Source organism: Flavobacterium sp. 2 (assembly GCF_049949195.1).
GTDB lineage: Bacteria > Bacteroidota > Bacteroidia > Flavobacteriales > Flavobacteriaceae > Flavobacterium.
Genome location: NZ_CP188206.1, coordinates 2,586,562 through 2,603,712, shown reverse-complemented (window position 1 = coordinate 2,603,712; position 17,151 = coordinate 2,586,562). Strand labels below are relative to the sequence as shown.

General features: G+C 32.9%; 15 protein-coding genes. 5 read left to right on the top strand and 10 right to left on the bottom strand.

Annotated elements, in window-relative coordinates; genetic code table 11:
* Window positions 1-145 precede the first annotated feature (145 nt).
* Both ACNFIH_RS11185 and ACNFIH_RS11180 read right to left on the bottom strand, forming a co-directional pair.
* On the bottom strand, window positions 146-2,353 hold the full coding sequence (locus tag ACNFIH_RS11185; protein ID WP_426486677.1) for a TonB-dependent receptor: 2,208 nt from the start codon (window positions 2,351-2,353) through the stop codon (window positions 146-148).
* Window positions 2,354-2,511: 158 nt separating this feature from the next.
* Window positions 2,512-2,865, bottom strand: a complete 354-nt coding sequence (locus tag ACNFIH_RS11180) for a hypothetical protein (protein WP_035646059.1) — start codon at window positions 2,863-2,865, stop codon at window positions 2,512-2,514.
* A gap of 193 nt (window positions 2,866-3,058) precedes the next feature.
* Between ACNFIH_RS11180 and ACNFIH_RS11175 the strand changes: the two genes are divergently transcribed.
* Complete coding sequence (locus tag ACNFIH_RS11175; protein WP_426486676.1) at window positions 3,059-3,793, top strand: porin family protein; 735 nt, start codon at window positions 3,059-3,061, stop codon at window positions 3,791-3,793.
* Here the strand turns inward: ACNFIH_RS11175 and ACNFIH_RS11170 are convergent.
* Window positions 3,788-4,393 carry a hypothetical protein gene (locus ACNFIH_RS11170; RefSeq protein WP_426486675.1) on the bottom strand — a complete coding sequence of 202 codons (606 nt, stop codon included), beginning with the start codon at window positions 4,391-4,393 and terminating at the stop codon, window positions 3,788-3,790. The genes ACNFIH_RS11175 and ACNFIH_RS11170 overlap by 6 nt on opposite strands.
* A gap of 133 nt (window positions 4,394-4,526) precedes the next feature.
* On the opposite strand from ACNFIH_RS11170, the gene ACNFIH_RS11165 reads away from it, so the two are divergent.
* The 4 genes from ACNFIH_RS11165 to ACNFIH_RS11150 all read left to right on the top strand — a co-directional run bounded on the left by ACNFIH_RS11165 (window position 4,527) and on the right by ACNFIH_RS11150 (window position 9,430).
* A complete protein-coding gene (locus ACNFIH_RS11165; RefSeq protein ID WP_426486674.1) occupies window positions 4,527-6,998 on the top strand; it encodes a bifunctional UDP-N-acetylmuramoyl-tripeptide:D-alanyl-D-alanine ligase/alanine racemase in 2,472 nt (823 codons plus the stop codon).
* Between the two features lie 68 nt (window positions 6,999-7,066).
* The gene (mscL, locus tag ACNFIH_RS11160) at window positions 7,067-7,441 is read left to right on the top strand and encodes a large conductance mechanosensitive channel protein MscL (RefSeq protein WP_035646047.1); all 375 of its coding nucleotides are present in this window, start codon (window positions 7,067-7,069) and stop codon (window positions 7,439-7,441) included.
* A gap of 110 nt (window positions 7,442-7,551) precedes the next feature.
* Window positions 7,552-8,259: a hypothetical protein gene (locus ACNFIH_RS11155; protein ID WP_426486673.1), complete on the top strand. Its 708-nt coding sequence runs from the start codon at window positions 7,552-7,554 to the stop codon at window positions 8,257-8,259.
* A gap of 181 nt (window positions 8,260-8,440) precedes the next feature.
* A complete protein-coding gene (locus ACNFIH_RS11150) occupies window positions 8,441-9,430 on the top strand; it encodes an aspartate-semialdehyde dehydrogenase (protein ID WP_142450113.1) in 990 nt (329 codons plus the stop codon).
* Window positions 9,431-9,560: 130 nt separating this feature from the next.
* Here the strand turns inward: ACNFIH_RS11150 and ACNFIH_RS11145 are convergent, their stop codons facing one another.
* From ACNFIH_RS11145 to ACNFIH_RS11115, 7 genes are all read right to left on the bottom strand, one after another.
* Window positions 9,561-9,878, bottom strand: a complete 318-nt coding sequence (locus ACNFIH_RS11145; protein ID WP_035646041.1) for a 2Fe-2S iron-sulfur cluster-binding protein — start codon at window positions 9,876-9,878, stop codon at window positions 9,561-9,563.
* 57 nt (window positions 9,879-9,935) lie between these two features.
* Entirely contained in the window at window positions 9,936-10,418 is a 483-nt protein-coding gene (locus ACNFIH_RS11140; RefSeq protein ID WP_426486672.1) for a hypothetical protein, read from the bottom strand.
* A gap of 213 nt (window positions 10,419-10,631) precedes the next feature.
* Entirely contained in the window at window positions 10,632-10,871 is a 240-nt protein-coding gene (locus tag ACNFIH_RS11135) for a NifU family protein (protein ID WP_035646036.1), read from the bottom strand.
* A gap of 78 nt (window positions 10,872-10,949) precedes the next feature.
* Window positions 10,950-12,080, bottom strand: coding sequence for a P-loop NTPase (locus ACNFIH_RS11130; protein WP_426486671.1), 1,131 nt, complete (start codon window positions 12,078-12,080; stop codon window positions 10,950-10,952).
* A gap of 300 nt (window positions 12,081-12,380) precedes the next feature.
* Window positions 12,381-14,813, bottom strand: a complete 2,433-nt coding sequence (locus ACNFIH_RS11125; RefSeq protein WP_426486670.1) for an ABC transporter permease — start codon at window positions 14,811-14,813, stop codon at window positions 12,381-12,383.
* A 129-nt stretch (window positions 14,814-14,942) separates the two neighbouring features.
* Window positions 14,943-15,650: an ABC transporter ATP-binding protein gene (locus ACNFIH_RS11120; protein ID WP_026727034.1), complete on the bottom strand. Its 708-nt coding sequence runs from the start codon at window positions 15,648-15,650 to the stop codon at window positions 14,943-14,945.
* Between the two features lie 107 nt (window positions 15,651-15,757).
* Window positions 15,758-17,002, bottom strand: a complete 1,245-nt coding sequence (locus ACNFIH_RS11115) for an efflux RND transporter periplasmic adaptor subunit (RefSeq protein WP_426486669.1) — start codon at window positions 17,000-17,002, stop codon at window positions 15,758-15,760.
* Between the last annotated feature and the right edge of the window lie 149 nt (window positions 17,003-17,151).

Genomic DNA, 17,151 nt, shown 5'->3' with positions numbered 1-17,151 from the left:
AGGAGTTACGCAAAGCGCGCAATATTAATCTCGCAAAGTCGCAGAGACGCAAAGAAATTATAAAACTTTGCGTCTCTGCGACTTTGCGAGATTTTTTAAACGCTAAGCTAAAAAAACCTTGCGTGCTTTGCGGTTAAAATAAAAATTATAAATTGAAATTAACTCCCAAAATGATGTTTCTTCCAATATTTGGAATACCGTCTGTTTTTAATCTTGAAAGGTGCGCAATGTATTTTTTGTCAAATAAATTGTTTCCGTTTAAGTTTACATCAAAAGCCGTTTTCCCAAGTTTAACAGTTCCTCCAAAACCTAAATTCACCAAAGTATAATCTTTAGAAGCCGTTTCAAAACCGCTCACATTGTCCTGATTAAAAGTTGAAGAAACATTCAAAGAAGCAAAACCTTCACTTAACCAATTTTTGATATTGAATTCTGTTCTAAGCGTATTATTCCAGTTGTTTGCAGGAATCAAAGGCAAATAATCATTATTGTCTTTTTTGCCGGTTACGGTTTCAAAACTTGTTTCAAAATGCAACCAATCTAGCGGATGCGGGTGAATATGCAAGCCTGCTTCACCACCAAATAATTTTGCATTATCCTGAACATAAGCAAAAACATCATTATTGTCTAAAATTTCTCCAGTTGGCGAAGTATAAATATAATTGTTCACATGATTGTAAAATCCGTTAATGAAAAACTCAAAATGCGAATTTTTGTATTCCAGGTTTAAATCGGTTTGAACGTTTTGTTCTGTTTTCAAATCAGCATTTCCAATTTCATAACGGTTTGTTCCTTCGTGAACACCGTTTGAAGTCAATTCAGCTAAATTTGGCGCTCTAAATCCTGAAGCAATATTCAAACGAAGCGTCAATGGTTCAGCTAATTTTGTTTTATATCCTAATGAAGCATTAAAACTGTCAAATGATCTGTCTAATGCTTGAAAATAACCTTCTTCACCTTCTGTTCCGTGTGCAATTGAAGTAACATTTCTATTGTCAAAACGCAATCCTGCTTGTAGAACGCTGTTATTCCATTCGTAATTTGCAGTTCCAAAAACACCAAAATCGTTAGTTGTAGCATCCGGAATCAAATATTCTTCTCCTGAATTTGTATTTGTCTGATGCATTCCCTGAACGCCTAAAATAGTTTCTATTTTTCCGAATTTCGGGAAATGGTATTTTGCGTTGTAATTGAAAGTATTCAATTTCATGTGAAGAGAAGCTTCGTTGCTGTCTTCAAATTCGCTTCGGTCATTAGCAATATAACCTAAATCAACATCCAGTTTTGAGTTTTCAAAAAACACGGTATTGTTCAAACTTAATAAATGGTTGAAAATACCTTGTCTCGGAAATTCAGTGTCTTTGCTTGAGGATTGTTCCGCAATTCCTTCTTCTGGAATTCCAATATCAAGTTTGTTGTAATTGTATCTTAAAACACTTGAAAAAGTTGAATTGCTGTAACCAATTCCGGTTTTAAAATCGGTTTCATTATAACGTGAATTCGTTACGCGATCGCCTCCTGAAATTTTATAATCGGAATGCGTGTTGTAACTTCCACGTGCTAAAAATTTCCAGTTATCTGTTGAAGTTTTTAATCCGATAGAAGAATTGCTTCCCTGTGTATTAGTAAAATATTTTTGACTGAAGTTAGCTTTAAAATCGCCAGCATCAGCAAATTTTTCTGGATTGAAATATAAAACGCCACCTAAAGCATCTGAACCATATAATAATGAAGCTGGCCCTTTTATAACTTCCACACTTTCGATTCCGGCATCATTTAAGCCCAAACCATGTTCATCTCCAAACTGTTGATTTTCGATACGAACTCCTTGAGAATAAACCAAAACACGATTTCCGCTAAGTCCGCGAATTACCGGTTTTCCAATAGAAGTTCCTGTTGAAATCTGCGAAACTCCAGGAATTGTTGCCAAACCTTCAATCAAAGTTGAGGTTCCTTTTTGCTGTAATGTTTTAATGCTTTCGTGCTCAATTTTCATTACGTTTTGCGATTGCAATTTGTTAAATGGAGTAGAAACGACTACTTCATCCATCTCCATAATTGATTGTAAAAGTGTAATGTTTAAAGTGTTTTCTTTTGCAAGTTTTGCAATAGTTTGATTTTGATTGGCATAACCAACGAAATTGAAAGCAAGACGTAAACTTCCGTTAGGAAGATTGTTCATTTCGTATTTTCCGTTTGCGTCTGTTGTTGTTCCTTTATGTAATTCGGGCGCATATACTGAAACGCCTGGCATTGGCTGATTTTGATTGTCGGTTACAATTCCTGAAACCGAATTTTGAGCAGAAAGCATGCTCGAAAAACCCAAGATTAGGGCTAATAATATTTTTTTCATTTGGTAATGATGCTATAGTTAATTTATTTTTCTTTCCAATAGAAAAAACAAAACAAACAGTAAAGCATTCTAATCCTGATTATTTAAATAGGATTAGGAAACTCAATGTAATTTGAATTTTAAATTAAAAGAAATGTGATTTTTCGAATAATCGAAACTTAAGAAACTATAACAGCAGGAGGTCCCCGAAGTAAATAAGCCGTTTCTGAAAACGAGCTGATATTTTCTGAAAACGAAAAGAAATAAGGAATTTCTTTATGAAAGACACGAAATTGAAAAGAAAAAGTTTCAGCAATAGTATAACTTCCAAATGCAAAATTACAAACATAACATAAGTCGTAATTGTGATGCTGATGCGTTATTTCGCCACTTGGATCATTATAATCGTGGTGACATTGCTTTTCTGAAAGTTGTTTTACAATATGCTCAAAACTGTGTATGGACTGAAACAATATTGAGAACAATATTGTCAGCGTCATGGAAACACTTATTATGAGCTGTTTTCTTTTCATACAGGACAAAGGTATAAAAGCGGATTGAAAAAATGAGACCTTTTTTGGTTTCTGTTGCAGATTTATTGAAAAAAGTGCAACAAATGCTTTTGTTCTGCCTGAAAAAGAGAATAATTGTTTTCAAATCATATCTTCAGCTGGCATTATATTATATTTGTATGTGAAATAAATTTACAGCAAAAAACGTTTGAACTTGAAAACCTCCTTAAAACCAAAATTCGATATGCGATTATTCTTTACTTGTTTGTTTTTTGTTTCGTTTTTGAATGTTTTTTCACAAACTGAAGTAAAGCCGGAAATTAAACCCGTGATTAAAATCGATTCGTTATATCGTGAAGATCAGTTTTATTTTTCTATTGCATACAATCTTTTAGTAAATACACCGGAGCGTTTGAAACAAGATAAATTTTCTGCCGGACTTTCTGCTGGATTTTTGCGTGATATGCCAATAAATAAAAGCAGAACCATTGCCATTGCAGCCGGATTGGGATTAAGTTATCAGAACTTCTATCAGAATTTTACGGTTTCTGAAGACACGCAAGGAGCTCCAATTTATGATGTAAATGATTATGGTGAATTTGTTTCAAACCGATATAGACAATATTCTGTCGATCTTCCTATCGAATTTAGATGGCGAAATTCAACTTATGAAAGCACTAAATTCTGGCGAATTTACGGAGGTGTAAAAATGAGTTATATTTTCTCCAGCAAATCGATTTTAGACGATGGAGAAAACACTTATAAAATATCTAATAATCCGGATGTCAATACCTTTCAATACGGAATTTACCTCGCAACAGGTTATAATACATGGAATATTTACGCGTATTACGGCTTAAATCCTTTGTTTAATTCGGTTTCTACAGTTTCTGGTGAAAAGGTAAATATGAAAGCAATGAATGTTGGCTTGATTTTCTACATTTTATAGCCATAAAAATAGAAAGAGAATCTGCGGCGCAACGCCAACCAATAATCCAATCAAAATTTCTTTAGGAGTATGTGCCTGCATTTCCAGTCGGGAAGAAGCAACAACGCCAGTGAGTAAAATTAAAAGCGCCGACCAGTACGGATTTTGCATCTGTAAATGCATATTAAGACCAATTACGAAAATCGCAACGCCGCTAATTGCCGCTACATGAAGACTTGCTTTTATATTAAATAAAGAGCAAACCAAGGCTAAAATTGTGCTAAACAATGCACCAAGAAAGAAGAAATGTAATTCTGGATAACGAGTAATTATAATGCTTCGTTTTACTAATAAAATATATAAAAAACACTGCAATATCAATGGGATTTTTCGCTGTGAAGTTTCATGAACCATAACAGAAGTTACATGTCCTGTTGATTTTAATAGTAAGTAAAATAAAACCGGAACCAAAACTGTAATAATCAGAATTTGAAATAAAACGAAATATTTTTCTTGATTAGTAAAAGCATCTTCTTTGCAAAAAAGATAAAATAAAGTGGCATACATCGAGATAAAGATCGGATGTAATATATAAGAGAATAAAGGCAGTATTTTTTTCAAAACGTGGTTAATTTGTGGTCTAAAAACAAATATAAACAAATATAAATATAGATTGCGAAGAGGCTGTTTTTTTAAGAAAATAACAACTTTTTTCTACCATTAATGTTTTAAATTTGACAAAAAGAATTTCAAAATGAGCATAAATTTAAAAAGTCTTATTCCAGTTTTTGATGCTGAATGGATTGGATCAAACGCAGATGTTTTTATCGATCATATTTCAATTGACAGCCGTTCACTGCAAAACGGATCTAAAACTTTGTTCATTGCTTTGTCTGGTGTAAACAATGATGCTCATTTGTATATCGAAGAACTTATTGAAAAAGGAGTTCAAAATTTTGCTGTTCAATACATTCCTGAAAATGTAAAAGAGAAAGCTAATTTTTTGGTGGTAAAAAACACTTTAAACGCTTTGCAGCAATTTGCCAGTTACTACAGAGATTTATTTGATTTTCCTGTCATTGGTTTAACCGGAAGCAACGGAAAAACAATCGTAAAAGAATGGCTTAATTTCCTGTTAAGTCCCGATTATAATATCATCCGAAGCCCTAAAAGTTACAATTCTCAGGTTGGTGTGCCTTTGTCTGTTATTGCGATAAATGAAAAACATAATCTTGGCATTTTTGAAGCCGGCATTTCAACGGTGAATGAAATGGTAAAGCTTGAAAAAATCATTAAACCTAATATTGGTGTTTTAACAAGTATTGGTTCTGCGCACGATGAAGGTTTTGAGAATTTGGAACAAAAAATAAAGGAGAAACTTTTGCTTTTCAAAAACACCAATGTCATTATTTATCAAAAAAATGAACTTGTTGATAAATGTCTTGCCGATTTTTCTGCGGAAAATCCAATTCAGGACAGAACATTTTTTTCATGGAGTTTTAATGATAATTCTGCCGATGTTTTTATTCTGAAAAAAGAAACTAAAAATGAGTCAACAATTATTCAATATCAATATGAAAATAAAGTTTCCGATTTAGAAATTCCGTTTAATGATTCGGCTTCAATAGAAAATACGATTTCATGTTTATTGGTTTTGCTTTATTTTAAATATGATTCCAAAACCATTCAAAATCGCGTACAAATGTTGTATCCGGTTCAAATGCGTCTTGAAGTCAAAAACGGAATCAATAATTGCAGTATAATTGACGATAGTTACAGTTCCGATTTTCAGTCGCTTAAAATTGCTTTGGATTTCCTGGAAAGTCAGCAAAAAAAGAATGCAACAAAAACAGTAATTCTTTCAGATATTTTTCAAAGCGGATTTTCAAATGAAGAATTGTATTCGAAAGTTTCACAATTGGTTTCAGCTAATAAAATCAATCGCGTAATTGGCATTGGCCCAACAATTTCTTCTTTTAAAGACAAATTTTCAAATTGTATTGCCTTTCAGGATACAGCATCATTTATTGAAGCATTTGAAAACTTAAATTTCAGCAATGAAACGATTTTGATTAAAGGTGCAAGATCTTTTCAGTTTGAAGAAATTGTTTCGCTTCTTGAAGAAAAAACACATGAAACGGTTTTGGAAATCAACTTAGATTCCATCAGTCATAACTTGAATTACTACAAATCAAAACTTGCCGATGATGTAAAAATCATGGTGATGGTAAAAGCGTTTGGTTATGGAAATGGAGGTTTGGAAATCGCCAAATTACTCGAACATCATAAAGTGGATTATTTAGGTGTGGCTTTCGCCGATGAAGGAATTTCGCTGAAAAACGGCGGAATCAAATTACCAATTATGGTTTTAAATCCTGAATCTACAAGCTTTCCGTCGATTATTCAATATAAATTAGAACCTGAAATTTATAGTTTAAAAGGATTAAATGCCTTTTTGAAAATTGCCAAAGAAAAGAATTTAAAAGATTTCCCGATTCATATTAAAATGGATACAGGAATGCATCGTTTAGGTTTTGAAGAAAATACAATCGACGAATTGATTCGGACTTTGAAAAACAATTCAACTGTTCGGGTTCAAAGTATTTTGTCGCATTTGGCAACAAGTGATGATCCAAAACATTTTGGTTTTGTTGAAAAGCAAATTGGTTTATTTGAGAAATTATCTTCCAAATTAATGTCGGAATTAAATATAAACCCGATTCGTCATATTCTGAATACTTCGGGGATAAGTAATTTTCCGAATGCACAATATAATATGGTGCGTTTAGGAATTGGCTTGTACGGCGTTTCCAACGATTCATCGGAACAAAAATATTTGGAAAATGTTGGAACATTAAAATCGATTATTTCTCAAATCCGAACAATTCCAAGTGGCGACAGCGTAGGTTACGGACGCCGTTTTATGGCTGAAAAAGAAACAAAAATCGCCACAATTCCGATAGGTTATGCCGACGGAATTTCGAGATTATGGGGAAATGAAATAGGTTTTGTAACGATCAAAAATCAAAAAGCCAATATTGTCGGAAGTGTGTGTATGGATATGCTAATGGTCGATGTGAGTCATATCGATTGTAAAGAAGGTGATTCAGTGATTATTTTTGGCGAAAGCCCAACTGTGATAGAAATGGCCGAAGCTTTAAAAACTATTCCATACGAGATTATGACTAGCATTTCGCAGCGTGTGAAACGGGTATTTTTCAGATAATTTTAAGAACTTTCAAGAAAATTCCGTATTTTCGATATTCACTTATTATAAATGTAAATAGATACGATATGGGATTTTTTTCAGAATTTAAGGCATTTGCAATAAAAGGCAACGTGGTTGATCTTGCTGTTGCAGTAATTATTGGAGCGGCATTTGGTAAAATTGTAAGTTCATTTATTGAAGATGTAATTACGCCACTAGTATTAAAACCGGCTTTAGAAGCTGCGCATTTAGAAAAAATTCAAGATCTTACCGCTTTTGGTGGTGTAAAATACGGTCTCTTTCTTTCGGCAGTAATTAACTTTGTTATTGTTGCTTTTGTTTTATTTTTGGTTATTAAAGGAGTAAACAAACTTAAAAAAGAAGAAGCTCCTGCTCCGCCAGCCGGGCCAACACAAGAAGAATTGCTTACTCAAATTAGAGATTTATTAAAAAATAAATAAAAATATAATACCGCTACACTAAGTCTAACTTAACCGTCTTCTTAATTGGGGCGGTTTTTTTAATTCGTTTTCAGATTAGAAAAAATAAGAACTAATTTATACATTGATTTATGGGTCATCATGTAGATTTTTATCTTCTAAAAAGAGATACTTTAACAGCTAAGTTTATTGAACTTGAAAAAGAAAAAGATGAGTTTGCTTTTTTTAAAAACTATCTGATTGAGAAAAATATTATTGAAGGGAATACATATTCTGCAACTGATGCAAGTATTATAATTCAGAAAGTTAAAGAGGATACGTTATTATTGAATAGAGATGAGCTAAGTGATATTAAAAATTATATTCATGAAGTATCTGTTGGGTACGGTTATAATCCGGAAGATGAGAGATTCGTAAAGAAAATGCTTGAATTTGGTTTTGAATTGATACATGATATATCACATGGTTGTGCAAGTCTTTTTCTTTTGAGTCTTGGTGATTCTGAATCAGTAGATTATTCAAGTTGGAATTATGACGAAAGAGATAGAACGAATCTAGAAAGAGAAGAGTTTACACGAGAACTCGAATATATTATACTTCTACATAGTAAAATGCAACTTAAAGGATGTGATAACCTTGTTGAAAAAAATGGACTAATTGTTACTATTGAAAATCTTGAAAAAAACGAGTTATTGACTAACGTCGTAGAAAGTCATTTTGATTCTGCAATGAAAGATGAAAACTTGGTAAATAATAATGAGTCAATATTGTTTAATGCAGTAGAATTAAGTAGAAAGATTGAAAATACTAGAGATGGAATTATAATTCTTTATTCTTAATGTTTGTTTGTGAGTTGCTTATTTGTTTTGACTTTTAATTGAGAGAAGTCTTCAAATTAAATAAAACGTTTTGTTTATTTTATAACATTTTGTTATTTTTTGTGAATCGCCTTGCCGAGACTTTTATTATACTTATTTTTGCATTACAAATTTGATTATAGAATTATTTAAAAATATAAAAATGAGAATTGCAGTTGTAGGTGCTACCGGAATGGTTGGCGAAGTAATGCTTAAAGTTTTAGCAGAAAGAAATTTTCCTGTTACAGAATTAATTCCTGTTGCATCAGAAAGATCAGTAGGAAAAGAAATTGAATATAAAGGAACAAAATATAAAGTTGTTGGTTTACAGACTGCTGTAGATATGAAAGCTGATATCGCAGTTTTTTCTGCCGGAGGAGATACTTCATTAGAATGGGCTCCAAAATTTGCTGCCGCCGGAACAACTGTTATCGACAACTCATCAGCATGGAGAATGGATCCAACTAAGAAATTAGTAGTTCCTGAAATCAACGCTTCTGTTTTAACTAAAGAAGATAAAATTATTGCAAACCCAAACTGCTCTACTATTCAAATGGTATTAGCATTGGCACCTTTGCATAAAAAATACAACGTTAAAAGAATTATTGTTTCTACTTACCAATCAATCACAGGAACTGGTGTAAAAGCGGTAAAACAATTAGAAAACGAGTACGCAGGAATTCAAGGTGATATGGCTTACAAATATCCAATTCACAGAAATGCGATTCCACATTGCGACAGTTTTGAAGAAAACGGATATACTAAGGAAGAAATGAAATTAGTTCGTGAAACTCAAAAAATCCTTGGAGACAACACTATTAGAGTTACGGCTACTGCAGTTCGTGTACCAGTTGTTGGCGGACACAGCGAGGCTGTAAACGTTGAGTTTACAAATGATTTCGATGTGAACGAAGTTCGTGAAATTTTGCACCATACTGATGGAGTAGTAGTGCAGGATAATTTAGATACATTCACTTATCCAATGCCATTATATGCTGAAGGTAAAAATGATGTTTTTGTTGGAAGAATCCGTCGTGATGAAAGCCAGCCAAACACATTAAACATGTGGATCGTTGCTGATAACTTAAGAAAAGGTGCTGCAACAAATACAATCCAAATTGCTGAATATTTAATTCAGGCTGGATTGGTATAAATCTGAGAGATTAAAGAAAATTGTTATAAAGAAAAAGCCGTAATTGCAGCAATGCAGTTACGGCTTTTTTGATTGAATTTATAATTGAAAAGAAAAAGGCGAAAATCATTGATTTTCGCCTTTCTAAATATTAATATTCCGGAGCAAGTTCTAATTCCAGTCCTTCTAAATCTGTAGTAATTGGTATCTGACAGCCTAAACGACTATTCGATTTAACATAAAATGCTTCTGAAAGCATGGCTTCTTCTTCATCTCCCATTTCAGGTAATGCAATATCATTTAGAACATAACACTGACAAGAAGCACACATGGCCATTCCGCCACAGGTTCCTTCAACAGGAAGTTCGTATGCTTTGCATAACTCCATTATATTCATTGCCATATCAGTAGGAGCCTGTAATTCATGAATAACTCCTTCTCGATCCTTAATCTTTATTAATACATCCATTTTTATTATGGGAATTTTAATGTAGGATTTTATAACGTGAAAAAATCCTGGTTTATTTTAACTTGTTGGTTTTATGCTAAATGCGTATTCTTTTTGTGCATTATCTTTAAGATGCATTTTTACCCCCAGCGTAGTGCCACCTTTTTCAAGCAGCGTTACTACAGCAATGACAGAATAATAATCTCTGTCACCTTGAAAGATCAATGTTCCTTCGTATGTAGAATTTACAACCCCTTGTTTGTCTGTTGTTACAGAAACTTTTCTTGGATGTGAAAATTCAGCTGTGCTGTAAGTTGCTTTATTAGCAAATTTCGCTTTCCCTTCGGCAAAATCGTATAAAAAATCATAATTTCCAATTCTTAAACTGCCTTCTTCATTAGTCGTGCTAGTGTTGAAAACGATTTGTCCTGAAAATTTAAAATCCGACCATTCTTCTGCTTCATTTACCCAAGCCTTGTCAACAATTAAAGTTTGTGCTTGCTGAGCATAATTTACCGATACAAAAAACAACAATAAAAATAAAGTGTAATAGTGTTTCATAAATTTAAGATTTAGGGTTATTTTACAAATTTAAGTTAAATAAGTAAAAACAACGCAACTAAAACTCTTAAATCTTCATGTTGTTTTTTGTTAAATATGCAATATTCGATTTAATTTTGAATGTTTTTATTAAGAAAACCAAGAAAAACACGCAAAAGAAATACTATTCTTGTTAATAATCAAAAATCGCAAATGCTGAGAAAAAAGGATTCACTACATGATATTCACCACAGTTTCAATTTGTGGTGCATATTTTTTAATTGTAGTTTCAACTCCTGCTTTCAAAGTCATTTGATTCACGCTGCAGCTAATGCATGCGCCTTCAAGACGAACTTTTACATGCTTATCTTCGTCAATCGAAACTAGCGTAATATCTCCGCCGTCAGATTTTAAAAATGGCCTTATTTCGTCTAAAGCCAATAAAACATTATTTGTTAACTCTTCTGTTGTCATAATATTAATGTGTCAATTAGAGAATGTGTCAATTAGAAAATTAAAAAAATTATCTAATTATCTCATTATCTCAATTATCTAATTCTTTTTCACTGCTGAACATCCTGCCATAGTTGTAATTTTAATGGCTTCTGTTGCTGGTAAGCTTTCGTTTCTGTTTACTGTTTCCTGTACAACATTTCGAGTGATTTCTTCAAAAACAGTTTCAATTACTGAAGCTGTTTGTAAAGCTGCCGGACGACCGTAATCTCCTGCTTCACGAATAGATTGTACAATTGGAACTTCACCTAAAAATGGTACATCTAAGTCAGCAGCAAGATTTTTTGCTCCTTCTTGTCCAAAGATATAATATTTATTATTTGGTAATTCTTCTGGTGTAAAGTAAGCCATGTTTTCAACAATTCCTAAAACAGGAACATTGATATTGTCTTGCATGAACATTGCTACTCCTTTTTTAGCATCGGCAAGTGCAACAGCTTGTGGTGTACTTACCACAACAGCACCTGTGATAGGAAGTGACTGCATGATAGAAAGGTGAATGTCTCCTGTTCCTGGAGGTAAATCAAGAAGCATGAAATCAAGTTCTCCCCAATCAGCATCAAAAAGCATTTGGTTTAAAGCTTTTGCTGCCATTGGTCCTCTCCAAATTACAGCCTGGCTTGGTGCAGTAAAAAATCCAATAGAAAGTATTTTGATTTCATAACTTTCAACTGGTTTCATTTTAGATTTTCCGTCAACTGTAATCGAAATTGGTTTTTCGTTTTCAACGTCAAACATAATTGGCATCGAAGGTCCGTAGATATCAGCATCTAAAATTCCAACCTTGAATCCCATTTTTGCAAGTGTTACAGCAAGATTTGCAGTAACAGTTGATTTTCCAACTCCTCCTTTTCCAGAAGCAACGGCAATAATATTTTTGATTCCCGGAATAGCACGACCTTTGATTTCGACTTTTTCAGGAACTTCGACTTTAATATTTACTTTGATTTTTGCATCGGCAGAGATCAATTCGTGAATTGTTTTTTTAACATCGTCTTCTGCTCTTTTTTTGATGTGCATTGCAGGTGTATGAAGTACTAAATCAACTACAACTTCATCGCCAAATGTAATCACGTTGGCAACAGCACCGCTTTCAACCATATTTTTTCCTTCTCCAGCTATAGTAATGGTTTCTAAAGCTTTAAGAATTTCTTTTCTATCTAATTTCATTTTTAATGTAGGTGTTTTCTAATGATGAAACTTATCTAAGTACTATGTTTATTTAAACTTGTTTCAGAGTGCAAAGATAACAGATTAAGTTCGGATTCTTACTTTTTTTGAATCGTATTTATTGATATTGAAATTATTCAAAATGATGGAGTTGTGATTTTTTGAAAGAGAGGGAGGAAAGGAGAAAATAATTAGAAACAATTTTTAGATTAGAGAAGCAAAGAATTTCATTTAAAAATAGAAAAAAGAAACCCACCAAGATTTGATTTGGTGGGTTTCTTAAAAAAAATGGTCTACAAGTTATTCGTATTTTAGGTATTTCAAAACATCGATTTTAGTTACTTGATAGGCTTTTGTTAAAACAATCAGCAAAGTTAAAAACAGTAATGAAACTAATGCGATTGAAAATGGCAAAGTCGAAATGTTGATTCTAAATGCGTAATCTTCAAGCCATTTTTGTAATAAAATATAAGCAGGACCGATTCCGATTCCAAATCCAAGCAAACAGAATAAGACATATTGTTTAGATAATTCTTTAAGCAAAATGTCAGTTTCTGCGCCTAGCGTTTTTCTAATTGCAATTTCTTTCAGTCTTCTCTCCATCGAAAATGATGCCAAAGCAAACAATCCGAACACGGCAATTATAATTACAACCAAATTTAGAATGAAAAACAGGTTTTTTTGTTTAATCTGTTCCTGATACGTTCTTGCAAATCCTTTGTTAACAAATTCATATTCAAAAGGATAGTCTGGATTTACGTTTTTTGCCCAGTATGATTTCAATTTTTCTAACGTTTCTGTTAAATTATTCGGCGATACTTTTACAAAAATATTATTGAAGTTGTTCCATCCCAATGTTTTGATGTTTATAAAAACCATCGGAGGAACTTTATTTTGTAAACCTGTAATATGAAAATCTTTAACGACACCTACGATTTTAAATTTCAAATTCCCACTATCGTTTTTAGACCAACCCGAAGTAATTATGGTGTTTATTGGGTTTTTTAAATTCAAAGTTTTGGCCAAAGTTTCATTAATCAACATACTGCTCACGGTGTCAGAAGCAAATTTTGGAGATAAATCACGCCCTTCAACAATTTTGATTTTCATCATTTCCAGAAAACCAAAATCTATTTCTGCATTTCTTGGCTGAACAAAAATTCCGTTATGCGTAAATCCAGAACTTGAATTTGTGCTTCCACCAAAACTTCCTGCAAATGTAGTAACGTCTAAAACTCCTGGTATTTTTTTGATTTCTGGTTTATCAACACCATATTGCTGTGTTCTTTTTTGTCTGTCTGGTTTGTTGTACGGAATCGAAATTACCTGATCTCCGCTAAAACCAAGATCTTTGTTCATCATATAATTCACCTGCGAATTGACAATCAAAGCACCAATGATAAAAAAAGCTGCGATTCCGAATTGAAAAATAAGCATTGAATTTCGAATCCAGATACCGCTTTTACTTCTAGAAAAGTTCCCTTTAAGTACTTTTAAAGTCTCAAAATTTGAAATATAAATGGCTGGGAAAATACCTGCAAGAATGATTACTAATCCAAAAATCATAATAAGTTGCAGGTAAAATTCGCTCCCATTCATGGTTAAAGTCTTCTTCAAAAATGTATTATAATACGGCAACGAAAGCTCTACAATTGCAAGTGCAAACACTATGGCAAGTACAACAATTATTGCAGTTTCAAATATAAATTGAGTAATAATTTGGTTTTTGGTAGCACCCACAATTTTGCGTACACCAACTTCTTTAGCACGTTTGATTGCCGATGCAGTCGCTAAATTGATGTAGTTTACCAATGATAAAACCAAAATCAAAATAGACAAACCGGCCATGATATAAAGCAATTTTAAATTCCCTACACCTTCAGGAAAATTTTGTCCTGCCGAACTTTTTGTTCCGTGCAAACGAGACATTTGCATTTGGTCTAAAATAACTGTGATTTCGCCATTTTCTTTTACATATTGTTCTGGAGTCTGACCGTTTTCTTTGGCATCTTTTAAAGTTCGGTTTACGTAATTTACGTTTTGCATTTTCTTCAAAACAGCAACCGGATCAGCACCTTTTTTGATCTTTACTAATAAACCGTAATTGAAATTTCCCCAACTGTTAATGTCATTTTCACGTTTTACACCGCTAAAAACATAATTTGGCTCCATTGACGAAGGCGAAATAATGCGATAAACAGCTTTTACAGTATACGTTCCGGTATTGTATGTGATCGCTTTTCCAATAGGATCTTCGTCTTTAAAAATCAATTTTGCTTGTTCTTCAGAGAGTGCAACGCTGTTTTTTTCTTTTAAAATATTGGTTTTAGCGCCTTTTAGGATTTCGAAAGGGAAAAAATCAAAGAAATTTTCGTCACTTACGGTAATCTTTTTCGCCATCAATTTTTGGCCTTGATATTTGATGATATCCTCGTCATACCAAGTGTTAAAGAAGCAGATTTTTTCGACTTCAGGAATTGTCGCTTTGCAGGTTTCTCCAAACGGAATCGAGTTTGAACCCCAAGTATCACCTGTTGCGCCAATTTTGTTCAAGACCATATAAGCGTTCTCTTTGTTCGGATTCCATTGATCATAAGCATGTTCATTGTTCCAATACAAAATCGCAAAGATTACGCTGGCAACCCCAATGCTTAATCCTAAAACATTCAAAAACGAAAACATTTTGTTTTGCTTCAAATGATAAATAAATATTTTAAACCAGTTAGAAATCATGGTATTTGTGTTTTGTAGTTATTTAGGTTTTCTAAAACCCGATTATTTTTTTAAATCAAAGCCCATATTTTGCAGACGAATTCTACCAGAATTACAATTGCTGCTACGATAAATTTTACCATCTTTTTTTTATTTAGCGTCCATAAAAACATCTACATTTCTCTGGTTTAATTTTTCAGAGAATATCACACCATCTTTCATATGAATGGTTCTTTGCGAGAATGAAGCATCGTAATCAGAGTGGGTTACCATCAAAATTGTTGCGCCTTTTGCGTGCAAATCGGTTAAAAGTTCCATTACTTCATTACCGTTTTTACTGTCTAAGTTTCCTGTTGGCTCATCGGCAAGAATGATTTTTGGATCGTTAACCAAAGCTCTTGCAACGGCAACTCTTTGTTGTTGACCTCCAGAAAGCTGTTGTGGAAAATGTTTCAAACGATGTGAAATATTCAATTTCTCGGCAATAGCTTCGATTTTTTGTTTTCTTTCCGATGCTTTTACGTTGTTGTAAAGCAAAGGCAATTCGATATTGTCATAAACAGAAAGTTCATCAATTAAGTTGAAATTCTGAAAAATGAACCCGATATTTTCTTTGCGAACCTGCGCTCTTCCTTTTTCTTTAAGGCCAATCATTTCCTGATCTAATAATTTATAACTTCCATCAGTAGCGCTGTCTAAAAGCCCGATGATGTTTAATAAAGTCGATTTTCCACAACCTGAAGGCCCCATGATAGTTAAAAAATCACCTTTTTTAATTTCTAAAGAAATACCGCTCAATGCTGATGTTTCTACTTCTTCTGTTCTAAAAACTTTGGTTAAATTTTGAATTGTTATCATTTTTTGTAAAGGTGTTAAATGTTGTTAATACGTTTTTTGATTGATGATTGAAACTTTTATAATTGTTGATTATTGATTGTAAATTTTAAACTGCGACTGAAAACGGATTACTCCGATTGAATTGAAAGCTCCTCAATATCCTTATAATCTGTATATGATGAAGTGATTACAGATTCGCCTTCTTTTAATCCTTCCAGAACTTCATAATAGGAAGGATTTTCTCTGCCTAATTTTATGTTTCTTCTTTCGGCTTTATTTCCTTTTGTTACAAAAATCCATTTCCCTGCAGTTTCCTGATTAAAGCTTCCTTTTGGTAGTACTAATATTTTATTTCTTTCAGATAAAATCAGTTTTACACCAAAACTAAGTCCGTCTTGCAAAGTGATATTTTCTTTAGATGTAAAAGCCAATTCTACTGTAAAATGCCCGCCTTTTACTTCCGGAATTACTTTTGTCACAATAACTTCAAGGTTTTTTCCTTTAAATTCTACCTGACCTTTCAAACCTTCGCGAACTTTTTCCAAATAAAATTCATCAACATCGGCAGCCAATTTGTAACCACGTTTTGAATCGATTTTTCCGATGCTTTGACCTGCCTGAAAATTTTGTCCTAAGACAGCTTCAAATGAAGTTAATCGGCCAGATTCCGGAGCGGTGATTAAGAAGTTTTTCTTGTTGTTTCTCAAAATATCCAAACTTTTTTCCATGGTCTGAATTGAACGATTGATTTGTGAAATCTGAACTTGATTCGATTGTTTTTCTTTCTGAATACTCTGTTGAATTGTTCTTTTTCTTTCTTCCTGAAAACGAAGACTTTCTTTAAAAGTATTCCAATCGTTTTTCGAAATCACATCTTTATCGTACAATTTCGAATTCATATCGTATAATCTTTTGGCGTCGTTATAATCGTGCTCGATCAAAACCAAATCTTTATTTAAATTCAATTCCTGATTTCTGATGTTCAGTTTTCCAGTATTTAAGTTGTTGATTTGCTCAATAATTGCAGTTTCCTGAGTCAAGTAATTCAGTTCTGTGTTTGGATTGTACAAACGTGCCAAAGATTGTCCTTTAGTTACCATTGCACCGTTTTCAACAAAAATCTCTTTTACAGATCCTCCTTCTGTAACGTTTACAAGCATTACGTTGAGCGGCTCAACTTTTGCCTGAAAAACCACAAAATCTTCAAAAAAAGCTTTTTCAACTTTTTGGATCGAAAGCTCTTCGGCTTTTACATTTAAACTTCTTTTTGTGTTAAACGAAAAAAAGACGATTGCGGCCAAAACTAAAAAAACTCCAATTGCTATTGTGAGATATCTAAATTTTCTATTTTTACGAGGAATTACCTTATCCATTTTTTAAATAATTTACTGATTACCAATAGGTAAATACTGTGCCACAAAATTTATTATTTGTAAAGCATTGATTTTAAAGAAGGTTCTGAAAACAGTCCAAAAAAAGAGTGTTCGATAATGAACAGTTGACCGTTCAAAATCGAACAAAA

Excerpts from the sequence above, each read along its gene's own strand:
- ACNFIH_RS11180 (WP_035646059.1), bottom strand. The coding sequence starts at position 2,865 with ATGAAAAGAAAACAGCTCATAATAAGTGTTTCCATGACGCTGACAATA.
- ACNFIH_RS11120 (WP_026727034.1), bottom strand. The coding sequence starts at position 15,650 with ATGATAACAATTCAAAATTTAACCAAAGTTTTTAGAACAGAAGAAGTA.
- mscL (WP_035646047.1), top strand. The coding sequence starts at position 7,067 with ATGGGATTTTTTTCAGAATTTAAGGCATTTGCAATAAAAGGCAACGTG.
- ACNFIH_RS11115 (WP_426486669.1), bottom strand. The coding sequence starts at position 17,002 with ATGGATAAGGTAATTCCTCGTAAAAATAGAAAATTTAGATATCTCACA.
- ACNFIH_RS11145 (WP_035646041.1), bottom strand. The coding sequence starts at position 9,878 with ATGGATGTATTAATAAAGATTAAGGATCGAGAAGGAGTTATTCATGAA.
- ACNFIH_RS11165 (WP_426486674.1), top strand. The coding sequence starts at position 4,527 with ATGAGCATAAATTTAAAAAGTCTTATTCCAGTTTTTGATGCTGAATGG.
- ACNFIH_RS11135 (WP_035646036.1), bottom strand. The coding sequence starts at position 10,871 with ATGACAACAGAAGAGTTAACAAATAATGTTTTATTGGCTTTAGACGAA.
- ACNFIH_RS11130 (WP_426486671.1), bottom strand. The coding sequence starts at position 12,080 with ATGAAATTAGATAGAAAAGAAATTCTTAAAGCTTTAGAAACCATTACT.
- ACNFIH_RS11125 (WP_426486670.1), bottom strand. The coding sequence starts at position 14,813 with ATGATTTCTAACTGGTTTAAAATATTTATTTATCATTTGAAGCAAAAC.
- ACNFIH_RS11185 (WP_426486677.1), bottom strand. The coding sequence starts at position 2,353 with ATGAAAAAAATATTATTAGCCCTAATCTTGGGTTTTTCGAGCATGCTT.
- ACNFIH_RS11155 (WP_426486673.1), top strand. The coding sequence starts at position 7,552 with ATGGGTCATCATGTAGATTTTTATCTTCTAAAAAGAGATACTTTAACA.
- ACNFIH_RS11150 (WP_142450113.1), top strand. The coding sequence starts at position 8,441 with ATGAGAATTGCAGTTGTAGGTGCTACCGGAATGGTTGGCGAAGTAATG.
- ACNFIH_RS11140 (WP_426486672.1), bottom strand. The coding sequence starts at position 10,418 with ATGAAACACTATTACACTTTATTTTTATTGTTGTTTTTTGTATCGGTA.